Source organism: Microbacterium sp. WHRI 7836 (genome assembly GCF_040223885.2).
GTDB classification, from domain to species: domain Bacteria; phylum Actinomycetota; class Actinomycetes; order Actinomycetales; family Microbacteriaceae; genus Microbacterium; species Microbacterium oxydans.
In genome coordinates this window covers 3,784,764-3,798,839 of record NZ_CP168171.1, presented here as the reverse complement: position 1 = coordinate 3,798,839, position 14,076 = coordinate 3,784,764, and the positions used below count along the sequence as shown (strand labels likewise).

Annotated in this window: 11 protein-coding genes; 1 reads left to right on the top strand and 10 read right to left on the bottom strand. The window is 69.1% G+C overall.

Annotated features, from left to right (window positions below):
• Window positions 1-17 precede the first annotated feature (17 nt).
• From ABRP18_RS18265 to ABRP18_RS18225, 9 genes are all read right to left on the bottom strand, one after another.
• Entirely contained in the window at window positions 18-1,061 is a 1,044-nt protein-coding gene (locus ABRP18_RS18265) for an ABC transporter ATP-binding protein (protein WP_349885199.1), read from the bottom strand.
• Entirely contained in the window at window positions 1,061-1,861 is an 801-nt protein-coding gene (locus ABRP18_RS18260; protein WP_218867878.1) for an ABC transporter permease, read from the bottom strand. Before ABRP18_RS18260 ends, ABRP18_RS18265 begins: the two co-directional genes overlap by 1 nt.
• Window positions 1,862-1,863: 2 nt before the next feature.
• Window positions 1,864-2,691: an ABC transporter permease gene (locus tag ABRP18_RS18255; protein WP_046748493.1), complete on the bottom strand. Its 828-nt coding sequence runs from the start codon at window positions 2,689-2,691 to the stop codon at window positions 1,864-1,866.
• Window positions 2,688-3,770 carry an extracellular solute-binding protein gene (locus ABRP18_RS18250; RefSeq protein ID WP_349885198.1) on the bottom strand — a complete coding sequence of 361 codons (1,083 nt, stop codon included), beginning with the start codon at window positions 3,768-3,770 and terminating at the stop codon, window positions 2,688-2,690. The genes ABRP18_RS18255 and ABRP18_RS18250 overlap by 4 nt, the downstream gene beginning before the upstream one ends.
• A 41-nt stretch (window positions 3,771-3,811) precedes the next feature.
• Window positions 3,812-4,282 (bottom strand): DUF3830 family protein, encoded by a 471-nt coding sequence (locus ABRP18_RS18245; RefSeq protein WP_017829890.1) that lies wholly within the window; start codon window positions 4,280-4,282, stop codon window positions 3,812-3,814.
• Entirely contained in the window at window positions 4,279-5,037 is a 759-nt protein-coding gene (locus ABRP18_RS18240) for a gamma-glutamyl-gamma-aminobutyrate hydrolase family protein (RefSeq protein WP_058630969.1), read from the bottom strand. The genes ABRP18_RS18245 and ABRP18_RS18240 overlap by 4 nt, the downstream gene beginning before the upstream one ends.
• Window positions 5,034-6,524: an aldehyde dehydrogenase family protein gene (locus tag ABRP18_RS18235; protein WP_349885197.1), complete on the bottom strand. Its 1,491-nt coding sequence runs from the start codon at window positions 6,522-6,524 to the stop codon at window positions 5,034-5,036. Before ABRP18_RS18235 ends, ABRP18_RS18240 begins: the two co-directional genes overlap by 4 nt.
• Window positions 6,525-6,639: 115 nt before the next feature.
• On the bottom strand, window positions 6,640-7,665 hold the full coding sequence (locus tag ABRP18_RS18230) for an Lrp/AsnC family transcriptional regulator (protein ID WP_046748496.1): 1,026 nt from the start codon (window positions 7,663-7,665) through the stop codon (window positions 6,640-6,642).
• Window positions 7,666-7,904: 239 nt separating this feature from the next.
• Complete coding sequence (locus ABRP18_RS18225) at window positions 7,905-10,487, bottom strand: fibronectin type III domain-containing protein (protein WP_349885196.1); 2,583 nt, start codon at window positions 10,485-10,487, stop codon at window positions 7,905-7,907.
• Between the two features lie 261 nt (window positions 10,488-10,748).
• Between ABRP18_RS18225 and ABRP18_RS18220 the strand changes: the two genes are divergently transcribed.
• Complete coding sequence (locus ABRP18_RS18220) at window positions 10,749-12,176, top strand: CCA tRNA nucleotidyltransferase (RefSeq protein WP_113680724.1); 1,428 nt, start codon at window positions 10,749-10,751, stop codon at window positions 12,174-12,176.
• Between the two features lie 81 nt (window positions 12,177-12,257).
• Here the strand turns inward: ABRP18_RS18220 and treZ are convergent, their stop codons facing one another.
• Complete coding sequence (treZ, locus tag ABRP18_RS18215; RefSeq protein WP_349885195.1) at window positions 12,258-14,009, bottom strand: malto-oligosyltrehalose trehalohydrolase; 1,752 nt, start codon at window positions 14,007-14,009, stop codon at window positions 12,258-12,260.
• Window positions 14,010-14,076 lie beyond the last annotated feature (67 nt).

Genomic DNA, 14,076 nt, shown 5'->3' with positions numbered 1-14,076 from the left:
GGTTGCCGTAGGGAGGACTAGGCGGCGGCGATCCAGAGCACGGCGCCGTCGCGCCAGCCCAGACCGGCCCTACCCTCAGGGATCGGCTCCTCGTGCCGCGGGCGGACGACGCGCATCCGCTTACCCGCAAGCTCCACGATGTAGACGATGTCGGCGCCGCGGTAGACGTGCGCGACGACCTCGACGCTCACCGGGGCATCCGCACCCACGACGGGGGAGAGGCGCAGGTCCTCCTGGCGGAGCACCACTTCTCCCGCTCCATCGGGACCGGCGCCGGCCATCGGCACCTGGATCGTGGTGCCGTCGAGGGTGGCCACCGCTCCGGAACGGGTCGCCGGAAGCAGGTTCGCCGCGCCGATGAAGTCCGCGGCGAAGGGGGTGCGGGGAGCACCGTAGAGCTCGGCGGGTGCGCCCTCCTGCTCGATCACGCCCGCGTTCATGAGCACGATGCGGTCGGAGAGGCTCATCGCCTCCTCCTGGTCGTGCGTGACGAACACGGTCGTGAGCCCGAGCGTGCGGTGCAGTTCCTTCAGCTCGACCTGCATGTCCTCACGCAGACGGGCGTCGAGGTTCGACAGCGGCTCGTCGAGCAGCAGTACGCGGGGCTCGAACGCGATGGCACGGGCCAGAGCCACGCGCTGCTGCTGTCCGCCCGAGAGCCGCGCAGGCATCCGATCGGCGAGGTGGCCCATCTGCACGCGCTCCAGCGCCCGCACGGCGAGCTCCTTCTGCTCGGCCTTCGACTTCTCGCCGGACATCCGCAGGCCGAAGCGCACGTTCTCGGCGACGCTCATGTGCGGGAAGAGCGCATAGCTCTGGAACATCATGCCGAGGTGCCGCTTCTCGGGCGGGAGCTTGGTCACATCCTGCCCCGCGATCTCGATCGTGCCGCTCGTCGGCGACTCGAGGCCCGCGATGCAACGCAGCAGCGTCGTCTTCCCGCACCCCGAGGGGCCGAGCAGGGAAACGAACTCTCCGGACTGCATGGAGAGATCGATGCCCTTGAGCACCGAGGTCCCCTTGAAGTCCTTGGTGAGTGAGGTGATGGTGAGTGTTGTCATCAGACGAACAACCTTCCCAGGCCGATGATGCGTTCGAGCACGATCATGAGGACGACGGTGAGCAGGACCATCAGGGTCGAGACGGCCGCCACGGTGGGCGACGTGCTGAACTCCAGCTGGCCGTAGATGGCGATGGGCAGCGTCTCCAGCTGCGGGGTGCGCAGGAAGAGGGCGATGACCGCATCGTCGAACGAGATGTTGAAGGCGAAGAAGGCGCCGGCCGCGATACCGGGACGGGCGATGGGGAGCACGACCAGGCGATAGCGATTCCAGGTGCTGGCGCCGAGGGTGCGCGCCGCCTCTTCCGTGAAGTGGTCGGCGCGGGTCATCACCCCGGTCACGGTGCGCATGACGTAGGGGATGGCGATCACCACATGGATCGCGATCAGCACACCCACGTTCGGCGCCCCGATCGTGAGGGACGAGATGGACAGCGCCCCGATCGCGAGGATGATCGTGGGGATCGTCAGCGGCGACATCAGCAGACCCTGGATGGCGGCACCGCCGGGAACCTTGAAGCGCGTGAGCGCGAGCGCAGCCGCGGTGCCGATGGAGGCGGCGACGATCGCGACCGTGACGCCGACCAGCAGGCTCAATCGGAACGGCTCGAGGTAGGTGTCGGAGGTGAGCGCCTCGACGTACCAGTCGAGGGTGAAGCCCTGACCGGGGAATGTCAGGAAGCGGTTCTCTCCGATGGAGGCACCGGCGACCACCATGAGCGGCACGAGCATGTAGAGCGTCACGACGACGCCGAGGATGATGGCGAGGACCCTGCCGAGGATCGGAACGGAACGGACCATGGTCACACCTTCTGCTTCCCGAGTCGGGACGTGGCCGCGAGCACGAGCATGACCCCGGCGAACAGCAGCACGGCCTGCGCGGCCGCGAACGACCAGTCGAGGTTGGTGGTCGCATCGATGTAGATCGTCTGGGCGAACACCGGGATCTGCGCTCCGCCGATGAAGCGCGGGGTGATGAACGAGCTCACCGAGAGGACGAACACGAGCGAGGCGCCGGCCACGATGCCGGGGATCGCGAGGGGGAGGACGACGTGCCACAGCGTGCGCCAGAACCCGGCGCCGAGGGTGCGTGCGGCTTCTTCGAGCTGCGGGCGGATACCCGAGATCACGCCGAGGATGCTGAGCACCGCGAACGGCAGGAGCACCTGGACCATCGCGATCACGACGCCGGTCTCGGTGCCGAGGAAGCCCTGTGTGCCCCCCACGAGGAACTCGGCCCCGGGGATCTTCATCAGCAGCCCTGACGGGCCCATCAGGACCACCCAGCCGAACGTGCGGACCACGACGCTGGTCATGAGGGGCAGGATGACGACGATCAGCAGGAAGGAGCGCACCTTCGAGCCGGCGCGTGCCATGACGTAGGACAGCGGGATGGCGATGATCAGCGTGATCACCGTCTGGATCACCCCCAGGCGGAGCGAACGGAGCGCCGCCTGGAGGTGATATTCACTCGTGAACAACCGGGTGAAGTTGTCGAGGGTGAACCCGCCTGCCGACGACTGCACGCTCATGAGGAGCATGCCGGCCACCGGGGTGACGAAGGCGAGCGCGAGCAGCACGATCGCCGGCAGGAGCAGGAGCCAGGGCTCCCTACGGGTTCGCACACTCATTTGGTGATCAGCGCATTCCACTCATCGGTCCAGGCCGGTCGCGAAGCCGCGACGTCGCCGGGAGCGTAGACGACGACCGTCTCGAGCTCGTCGCCCGTCAGCACGTCGTCAGCGGCTTCGTCGGAGAGCTCGGTCTTGGTGTTGACCGGCGAGTACCGCATGTTCTCCGCGAAGACGGCCTGCGCTTCGGGGCGCAGTTCGAAATCGATGAAGAGCTTCGCGAGGTCGGGGTTGTCCCGGCCTTCGACCACGTTCGCCGTGATGAGAGAGGCGGTGACGCCCTCTTCCGGGACGATGAACTCCACCGGAAGGCCCGCGTCCTGCAGCGTGCCGGCGTAGTCCATCGCGTACGGTGCGAGCCACGTGTCGCGCTGTGCGAACGCGGTCTGCAGATCGGGCGAGGTCGGGACGACGATCGCGTCACCCGACGACGCCAGCGCACCCAGGTCGGTGATCGCCTGCGAGGTGTCGTCGATCCCGCCGCCGAGGGCGTCCGCGACACGGAGCATCGAGAGCACGCCGTACGTGTTCGAGAAGTCCGTGAGTGCGACGTGACCGGCGTAGGCCTCGTCGAACAGGTCGAGCCACGAGGTGGGCGCAGGAGCGTCGGCCTCGGTGTTGTAGACGAGTCCGATCGGTGCGAGCTGGATGACCGGGCCTTCACCGCGCTCGAGCCCGGCGGTCGCCAGGTCGATCAGGTCGCCGGTCTCGGAGAGGTCATCCGCGGCGATCGGGGCGATGAGCCCCTGCTCCGCAGCGGTGAATTCCTGCCCGCCGGAGAAGTGCACGACATCGATCTGCGGGCTCGCCTTCTGGGCGGTGACCTGCGCGAGGGCGTCGGCGCTGTACAGCGTGATCAGCTCGACCTTGGCGTCGGTCTCCTCCTCGAAGGGATCGACGACGGCCTCGATGAAGGCCTTCTCCCAGTCGCCGCCGAACGACGTGACCACGATCGTCTCGCCGGCGAACTCCTTGTCGCCGCCTGACGCTGCGGTGTCGTCACCGGTCGAGCATCCGGCGAGGACGAGGGCACCGGTGGCGACGAGCGCTCCGGCGGTGAGGATTCTTCGGGTATTCATGCACTGCTCCTTCGGGATGGGTCCAGCACTGAGTGAAAGCCTTAGACCAGGCGTCCGATGGTGAGCTGCTTCGCTCCGTCGATGCGGATGGCCGCGCTCTCCTTGGCGAACTCGGCGAGTCCTTCGGTGATGCCGCCCCAGATGTTGACGGGTGTCCATCCGAGCGGGCCGAGAGTACGGGCACCACGATCGTAGAAGACGCCGATCTCGTACCACTCGAACGGCAGGCCGCCCATCTGCATGGGACGCTGCCAGTACCACTGCAGGTCACCCGGCGCCGGCACGACCTGCTGGTTCTCGAACGGTACCTTCTCGGGGTCGAAGTTCTGCGCCTCCTCGGGAAGGCCGACCATGACCTCGGGGCCCGCGTACATGGCGTGCATCGCCTGCATGGTGACCGGCTTCTCCAGCGCACCCCACATGGCCTCGCACGTGCGAGGGGCGAGGTCCTCGAACAGGGTGGCGACGGCGCGGACGCCGTTCTCGTACTCGAGGAAGACCTGCTTGGTCATCGTGTTCCTTTCTCTGCCGCGGGGTGTTCCGCTGCTCTTTCACGGGCGGCCGAGACGAACGCCGCGAACAGCGGCATCTCCTCTGCGGCCTCATCGGGGGCGATCATCTTCTCGGGGTGCCACTGCACAGCCCAGAACGGCCAGTCGCCGTCGGCCTCCACTGCTTCGACGATCCCGTCCGGTGCCCAGGCGACCGGGCGGAGGCCGGGTGCGGGGGCGTCGATCGACTGGTGGTGGATGGTGTTCACGGTCCGCTGTCGGGTGCCGTAGAGCGAGGCGAGGCGACTGTCCTCGGCGAGGAGGACCGGGTGCCGCGCCGCGAGCTGCTGGTCGGCGCCGCGCACCGGCTCGTGGTGCTCGGTGGCCGGGATGTCGACGAGGAGTGTGCCCCCGAAGGCGATGTTGCTCACCTGGAGCCCGCGGCAGATCGCCAGGACGGGGATCCCCCGGCGCCGAGCACCGAGTGCGAGCGCGATCTCATAGCCGTCGCGGGAGGGGTCGTAGTTCTTCCCCTCCTGCGGCTCGGCACCGTAGCGGGAGGGGTGCACGTCCTCGCCGCCGGAGAGCACGAGCCCGTCGAGGCGGTCGAGCACCTCGTCGACCCCCGCCGTGGGAGGCAGCAGCACGACCGCACCGCCGGCCGCCTCGACGGGAGAGGCGTACTCGGTGCCGAGGGTGTGCGCCGGGCGACCGCTGCCCAGGTCGGTGTCGATGGAACGGCGCCAGGTGGTGATGCCGATGAACGGGCGGGTCACGAGAGCTCGATCCACGTGGTCTTCAGGTCGGTGAACTTCTCGAGGGCGTGCAGGCTCTTGTCCCGTCCGAAGCCCGACCCCTTGACGCCGCCGAAGGGGATCGTCATGTCGCCCTCCTCGAAGCAGTTGACCCAGACCACGCCAGCCCGGAGCCGCCGAGAGAGGGTGTGGACGGCGTTCAGATCGTTGCTCCAGAGCGCCGCGGCGAGGCCGTACTCGGTGCCGTTGGCGATGGCGAGCGCGTCTTCCACGTCGTCGTAGGCGATGACCGAGAGCACGGGTCCGAAGACCTCGCGCCGGGCCACCTCGTGCGCGGGCGTGACGCCGAGCACGACGGGGGCGAAGTAGCTGCCGCCGTCGACGGCCTGGAATCGCTCGGCGCTGCCGGCGGCCAGCTCCGCGCCCTCGGCCTGGGCGCGCTCGACGAAGCCCGCGATGCCCGCGAGCTGCTTCTCGCTCACGATCGCCCCCATCGAGGTGGACACGTCGAACGGGTCGGCGGGAAGGCTCGTGCGGGCGACCTCGGCGGCGATCTCCAGGGCGCGGTCGCGCTGGGAACGCGGTACGAGCAGCCGAGAGGATGCCGTGCACATCTGGCCCTGGTTGTAGAAGCAGCCGTCCGCGGTGGCGCGGACAGCACGCTCGAGATCGGCGTCCGGCAGCACCAGGCTCGCGGTCTTGCCGCCGAGCTCGGGCCAGACGCGCTTGCCGTTCGACGCGGCCGAGTAGCCGAGGAACATGCGGCCGACCTCGGGCGAGCCGGTGAAGGTGACGACGTCGACGTCGTGGTGCTCGCCGAGTGCGCGACCGGCGACCTGCCCGGTGCCCGGTGTGACGTTGAGCACACCGGCGGGGATGCCGGCCTCGTGGGCGAGCTCGGCCAACCGGAGTGCGGAGAAGGTCGTGTGCTCCGCAGGCTTGAGCACCACGCTGTTGCCGACCGCGAGTGCCGGGGCGAGCTTCCAGGCTGTCATGGTCAGGGGGAAGTTCCATGGCACGACGGCCGCGACGACGCCGGCCGGTTCGCGGGTGACGAGCGCGAGGCTGTTCGGGGCGGTGACGGGCAGCTCGTCGAGCACCTTGTCTGCCGCCTCGCCGTACCAGCGGAAGCAGTTGACGACGGCGCGGAGCTCGGTCTGCAGCGCCTCGCGCACGGGCTTGCCCATCTCGAGGGAGATCGTGAGGGCGAGTTCTTCGGCGTTGTCGTGGATCTTCTGCGCGAAGGCGATCAGCAGCTGGCCACGCTCCCTGGGGGCGATGCGCGACCAGGCGCCCGAGTCGAAGGCCGTGCGAGCCGACCGGACGGCGCGGTCGACGTCGGCGACGGATGCGGTGCTGATCGGCGGAAGGGCACGACCGTCACGGGGGCTCACCGGGATGAGGGGTGCAGCCGAGCCCTCCTCCCACACGCCGTCGATGAACATGCGCGTGCGCAGGGGCAGGGTCGCGACGCGATCCGCCCAATCGTCTCCAGTAGCCGTGAACACGGTGATCCTCTCCAGGGGTGATGGCCCTGGAGAGGATACTTGCTCTATTTCGCCACTAGGTCAAGCTGTTAAGAACGATCTCGCCATTTCGTTACATGTCAGTAACAGAATCAGACTACAAGCGGATCGCGCCGGTCGGCATATCGTTGGCCAGCGCCTCGGGTGCCTCATCGACGATCAGCGATCCGCGCAGCACCGGAGTGATGACCACCAGCGACTCCACGACTTCGAGGCCCTCGTGACCGGCCACCGCCGGGCCCGTGAGGAAGTCGTAGAACTCATCGGCGTCCTTCACGAGCACGTTCGCGAGCAGCTGTGAAGTGCCCGTGGTGGCGGCGATGAACTTGACCTCGGGCGCGGCCGCCAGAGCCGTGCCGACCTTCTCGAGGCGCGCCATCGGCACCCGAAGCCACACGAGCGCCTCGAGGCCCAGTCCGAACAGACTCGGCACGACCTCGGTGCGCGGATGCATGAGGCCTCGACGGCTCAAGGACTCCATGCGACGCCGCGTGGTCGTCACGTTCAGACCCAGGGAGCGGGCGAGCTGAGCCACCGGCATCCGCCCGTCCTTGAGCAGCAGTCGGATGAGGGCCTCCTCGTCCTCACTCAGGGAGTCGGCGGGATCGACCTCGGAGCCGGAGGACTCGTCGAGCATGCGGGCCTGCTCGTCGCTGAGAACCCCTGCACGCCAGTCGTGCCCCGACCGGAAGAACTTCAGCACCGTCGTGACATTGATCGAGTCGATGCCCTCGAGCTCGGGGAAGTCGGTGAACAGCAGCTCGCGGATCGAGGCGTCATCGTGAGGGAGCAGCATCCCGGCGATGTCGCTGCTGCCCTCGAGCACCGAGACCGAGGAGGCATCCGCGCGCCGGGCCAGGGTGCGCGCGACCTGCCACAGCGCGTGGGGTTCCGTCGTGATGCGGAAGAGCACTGCGCGGGCATGGAGCACTCGGGCGGGATCGACGTATGTGGAGACCCGCACCAGTCCGCGGTCGAGCAGCCGTTGCCCTCGCCGGGCGACCGTGCGCTCGGGCAGGTCGACCACGCGGGCGATCTCACCCCACGACGCGCGGCCGTTCACCTGCAGAGCCGCGGCGACGATCCGATCGGTCTCGTCGGCCATCACATCGTTCGCGGGCACGTGCTCTCCTTCACCGGGGACTCGGTGGAAGGTTATCTCAGTCGGCGGTGCTGTCGCGTGGCGGGGAGGGCTGGGTGGCTGGGGCGGCTGGGGCGGAAACGGAGACGATCCGAGCAGCGCAGGGCGTGTCGCGGAGCGACGCGCCGGGTGCAAGCCCATGGATCTGGGTTCTCGCCGGCTTCAGCGGCTGGGAGAGGGGCGCCGCCCGGGCTCGAGGCCCGGGCGACGCCCCTCTCGGACTACTCCGCCTCGGTCGTGTCTACCGTGGCGTGCCGGCGACGGCGGCGCATCGCGAACAGGCCGAGGCCCGCCGCGAGGAGCACGACGGCAGCGGCGATGTAGGGAAGGCTGTCGGCTCCCGTGGTGGCGAGGTCGCCGCCTGCGGAGCCGCCGTTGCCCGCGGAACCGCCGTTACCTGCGGAGCCGCCGTTGCCCGGTGTCGTCGCTCCGCCACCGGACGCGGCCGTGACGCTCAGAGCTGCAGTGACCTCGGTGCCGTCGGGCTGGATCACGGCGAGCGTGTGCGCACCGGCCGGAGTGTTCGCCGGGACGGTCACCGTGCGCTGGAACGAGCCGTCCGCATCGGCGGTGGCCGTGCCCAGCTGCACCGGGTCGGAACGCAGCTCGAGCCGCAGCTGAGCGCCCTCTGCGAAGCCGCTGCCCGTCACCGTGACCGTGCCACCGGCCTGCACGGATGCCGCGCCGAGTTCGACCTTCGCCGGAGCCTCGGGCTCGGGGGTGACCGGAGGTGTGACGCCGGCCTCGGTCACCCACTTCTCGCCCGCATCCGACTTGGTCACCGTGAACGTGTCGTAGACGGCACCGACGGGGAGGTCCGTCGTGGCGTCCGGCTGCTTCTCGGCCAGGTACGACCGGTAGACCAGCTGATTCTTCGAGACGTCGATCACCTGGTAGGTCGTCACGCCCTGACCGCGCAGCACCTGGGTGGCGCCGTTGTTGGTCCAGACGTTCTTCTCCGGCGTCTCCAGGTCGTAGTGCTTCGCGCCCGAGTTCGAGACGACGTAGACCGGGCCCGTGGTGAGGCCGGGGGTCTCGGTCGCGTCGGTGTTCACGTATCCGCGGGCGTACGTGTGGTCGTGTCCCATGAGAACCAGGTCGATGTCGTTGCGCTGGAAGACCGGCAGCCACTCGGCGCGGAGGATGGGCTCATCGCGCCCGGCCGAGGCCGAGAACACGGGCTGGTGGAACGTGACGACGTTCCACTTCGACGGGCTGTTCTGCAGCAGCAGGTCGAGCCATGCACCCTGGAAGCGCGTCCACAGGGTGCCGATCTGCGACGAGGGGCACTCCGCCCCCGTGCACGACGGGAGGCCGGCCGGGGTGAGGAACGTCGTGTCGCGAGTGGCGTTCAGGGTGATGAAACGCACGCCCTGGTAGTCGGTGTAGTACGCGGTCTCTGCGGCGAACGAGCTCCAGTGGTCGAAGAACGCGCGGTACTGCTGCGCGACCTCGGAGTCGCCCTTCGCCAGGTTCGCCAGTTCGCCGATGGAGCTGGTCGACGGGTTGTTGCGCGGGTACTCGAACGCCGCCTTCCACGCCGTGAGCAGCTTGTCGCCGGAGTACTCGTGGTTGCCGGGGGCGGCCATCACGTTCGTACGGACGGCCGAATCCTTCATGCCCTTGAACCAGTTGACCCACTCGTTCTCGTTGCTCGACGTGTTGATCAGGTCACCCGCGTGCACGGAGCCGATCGAGCGGGGAGCCTGCGCCTCGGCCTGCTTCACGACGCTCGGCCACGTGGTGTCCAGACCGATCTGGGCGTCGCCGTAGTAGATGAACTGGAAGTCGGTCGCGGACGGATCCGCGGTGCGGAAGGTGAACCAGTCGCTCCAGCTTCCGGGCAGGCCGACGCGGTAGCGGTACTCGATGGCAGCGGTGAGACCCGTCACCGTCGCCGAGAAGTGCTTGTTCGGGTTGCCGTTCACGACACCAGCGTCGTACGCGTCGACCGTGCGGGTCTCTCCGCCGGCGGACGGGGCGATCTCGACCTGTCCGACCGTGTGCGAGGCGTCGCCTGCGAGCCAGGAGAACGACTGCGAGACGGCCGGCTGTTCGGTCGGGGTGAGGATGACGCGCGTCGGCGGCGCGACGACGGGGGTGCCCGGTGCGGAGGCCTTCACGAGGGTCAACGCGGACATGTCGAAGAAGATGTCGGAGCTGGTCGCGCGGTCCTGGAACAGCGACACCGCGATCGTGTTGGTGCCGTCGTGCAGCAGGGTTCCCTCGGCGCTGAACGTGCTCGTGAGCGGGTCGCCGTTGCCATCGCCCGCGTACTCGACGTTGGTGGTGTCGGTGATCCTGCCGTCGACGTAGCGGGCCACCTCCTGGCCGTTGAGCCAGACGATGAGGGCGTCGTCGTAGGTGACGGTGCTCTGCAGGGCGGCGACCTGCTCCGCGACACCGGCCTCCAGCTCGAACGTCGTGCGGAAGAAGTAGGTCGGCACGGTCGGGGCCGCCGTGCCATCGAGGTAGTGGTTCAGCAGGGTCTTGGGCGTCTGAGGCCCGACCGGGGCGAGCTTCCCGCCCTTGGCGCCGAACGAGCCCGGAGCCGTCTTCCACGCGCTGTCGTCGTAGGCGGGCAGTGTCCAGTCGCGGAGCGCTGCGGGTGCGGGAGACGGGTCGGATCCGTCGTCGAGGTAGTGCCAGGCGGTGTCGCCGGTGATCAGCGAGCCCGTCGGCACTTCGGGGTCGGGGGCGGCGAGGGCCGCGGGGGCGACGACGGCGCCGCCGAGCAGGGCGAGGAGCGCGACGGATGTCAGTCCGCGGCGCCGCCACCGCACCGCAGGGGTGGGGGAGGTCATGTCAGTCCTTCGAGGTGGGGTTTCCGTGCTCAGCCGCACGGGGCGCCTCCACCCCATCGAAGCGGGATGACCGGGCGCTGACCTCCTGGCGACAGCAAGGTGAACTCCGTTCACGATGTCGCCCGGCCGAAACGGAGACCAACTGTGCGGGGAGCGGCGTGTCGAGGGGCGGCGCGCCGGCGCGCGGGCGGTTGGTCTGGGTTTTGGCCGGGGCGGTTGGCAGCCCCGGCACGGACGGCTCGCCCCGGTACGCTGGAACCCATGCTCAACATGGCTGACGGCCTCGCTCGTCTCGGTGCGCTCGCCGAGAATCCGGTCGTCCGCACCCTCGCGACGGCGTTCGAGGAGGCGGGCTTCGACCTCGCGGTCGTCGGCGGTCCGGTGCGTGATGCCCTGCTCGGCCGTGACACGCACGATCTCGATTTCACGACGAACGCGTCCCCCGACGACATCCTGGCCATCGTCACGCCCATCTCCACCGCGCAGTGGGACATCGGTCGCGCGTTCGGCACGATCGGCGCGCGCGTGCAGCGTGAACAGGTCGAGATCACGACCTATCGCGCGGACAGCTACGACGGCGTGACCCGCAAGCCCACCGTGGAGTTCGGCGACACCATCGACGGCGACCTCGTGCGCCGCGACTTCACCGTGAACGCCATGGCGCTGCAGGTGCCGTCCGTGAAGCTCGTCGACCCGACCGGCGGGGTGGAAGACCTCATCGCCGGCGTCCTGCGCACGCCGGCGGATCCTCGGGTGTCGTTCGGCGACGACCCGCTCCGGATGCTGCGCGCCGCTCGCTTCAGCGCCCAGCTCGGCTTCCAGGTCGAGGAGGCGACGGCCGCGGCGATCACCGAGCTGCGCGAGACGCTGAAGATCGTCAGCCCCGAGCGCGTCCAGTCCGAGCTGGTGCGCCTCATGCAGACCGACGACCCGGTGCGCGGCATCCGCGTGCTGGTGGACACCGGGCTGATCGACGAGTTCCTCCCCGAAGTGACCGAGCTGCGCCTCGAAGTCGACGAGCACCACCACCACAAGGATGTCTACGAGCACTCGCTGACCGTGCTCGCCCAGGCCATCGAGCTCGAGCACTCCCGTCATCCCGGAGCCGTACCGGATGTGCCGCTGCGCATCGCTGCGCTGCTGCACGACATCGGCAAGCCGCGCACGCGCAAGCTCGAGGCCGGGGGCGTCGTCACGTTCCACCACCACGACGTCGTGGGTGCGCGGATGGCGCGCAAGCGGCTGCAGGCGTTGCGTTTCGACACCGAGACCACGAACGCCGTCGCCACGCTCATCGAGCTGCACCTGCGCTTCTTCGGCTACGCCGAGGGGGCGTGGACGGACGCAGCCGTGCGCCGCTACGTGCGCGACGCCGGCGACCTGCTGGAACGCCTGCACATCCTCACCCGTGCCGACGTGACCACACGGAACAAGCGCAAGGCCGGCCGTCTCGCGAGCGCGTACGACGACATCGAGTCGCGCATCGCCGCGCTCCGCGAGCAGGAGGAGCTCGACGCCATCCGCCCGGAGCTCGACGGCAACCGCATCCAGCAGGTGCTCGGGATCGGACCGGGCCGCGAGGTCGGTGAGGCCTATCGGTTCCTGCTCGACCTGCGCCTGGACGAGGGTGTGCTCGGTGCGGACGTCGCCGAGCAGCGACTGCGCGAGTGGTGGGCTGCGCGGGACTGACCGCGCACAGTGACCACGCACAGTGACCGCGCTCGGTGGCCGCACTCGGTGGCCGCGCTGTGGTGGCCGAACTGTGGCGGCTCAGACCAGGGGCGAGGTCACGATCGCTGCACTGTCGGGCGGCAGCGTCACGAGCGAGTCCTCCCGACGGAACCCCGACGTGGAAAGCAGCACCCTGGTGCGGGCTCCCACGTCGAACGCCTGCGACGTCGATGCGAGGTTGACCACCACGGAGAGGTCTCCACGGTCGATGCGGTAGACCCGCCGTTCGGGCGTGCCGTCGGTCTCTCGGACCTCCACCGCGGTGTGCGTGGAGTCGGGGTCGGTGAGGGCGGGCCACTCCCTTCGCAGCGTCACGAGGTCGCGGTACAGGGTGAGCATCCGCGCGTGCTCCGGATCGTCGAGCTCGCTCCAGTCGAGGTGGGAGCGGGCGAACGTGTCGGGGTCCTGTGGGTCGGGCACCGCATCCGGATCCCACCCCATGCGGGCGAACTCGGCGGTCCGCCCCTCGGCGACGGCGCGGCCGAGCTCGGGTTCGGGGTGCGAGGTGAAGAACTGCCAGGGGGTGGATGCACCCCACTCCTCGCCCATGAAGAGCATCGGAGTGCCGGGGGCGGTGAGGGTCAGGACCGCAGCGACGGCCAGGCGATCCGGAGAGAGGGTGGCGGAGAGGCGGTCGCCTGCCGCGCGGTTGCCCACCTGATCGTGGTCCTGCGCGAAGGTCACGAGTCGCCACGTCGGCACTTCGGGTGGGATCGGCGCGCCGTGGGGACGTCCGCGGAAGGACGAGAACGTGCCGTCATGGAAGAACCCGTGCTCGGTCACCTTCGCCAGGCCATTCTCCGCGGCGAAGTCGGCGTAGTAGCCGCCGGTCTCCCCCGTGAGGGCCACATGGACGGCGTGGTGCCAGTCGTCTGACCACTGCGCGGTCAGGCCGTAGCCACCGGCCTCACGGGGCAGGATGAGCGTCGGATCGTTGAGGTCGGACTCGGCGATCAGGGCGAGCGGACGATCGAGCTGCACCGACAGCGCGTCGACGCGTTCGGCGAGTTCGCGGAGGATGTGCACAGGGCTCTGATCGTGCAGAGCATGCACCGCATCGAGACGCAGCCCGTCGACATGGAAGTCCTGCAACCACATCAGGGCGTTGTCGATGATGTAGTCGCGCACGGCCGGTTCGTCGAGGTTGACCGAGTCGCCCCACGCCGTGCTCTCGCCCTCGCGCAGGTAGGGGCCGAACAGGGGCAGGTAGTTGCCGCTCGGACCGAGGTGGTTGTAGACCACGTCCTGCACCACGGCGAGCCCGTGCCCGTGCGCGGCATCCACGAACCGCTGGTACGCGGCAGGGCCCCCGTACGCCTCGTGCACCGCGTACCAGAGCACTCCGTCGTAGCCCCAGTTCCAGCGCCCGTTGAAGGCGTTGACCGGAAGCAGCTCGACGTGCGTCACCCCCAGCTGCACCAGGTGAGGCAGGCGCGTGATCGCGGCGTCGAGCGTCCCCTCCGGCGTGAACGTGCCGAGGTGCAGTTCGTAGACCAGGCCTCCGGCGAGCTGCCGTCCCGCCCATCCCGCATCGCTCCAGGCGAAGTCGCCGACGTCGAACGCCGCGGATGCCGCGTGCACACCGTCGGGCTGTCGGCGAGAGCGCGGATCCGGCCGCAGCTCGGGATCGTCGTCGAGGAGGAATCCGTAGCGCTCGCCGGTTTCGAGCTCGTCGCCGGCTCGCCACCATCCGCCTGACGCCGGATCGAGATCGGTCTGCGTCGTGCTGCCGTGTCGAGAGGTTCGTCTCAGCCGCACCCTGCTCGCCTTCGGTGCCCAGACCTCGATCATCGATACCCCGCCGTCATCGACACCCCGCCGTCATCGATACCCGCCGTCACCGTCGTGCCGTCATCGA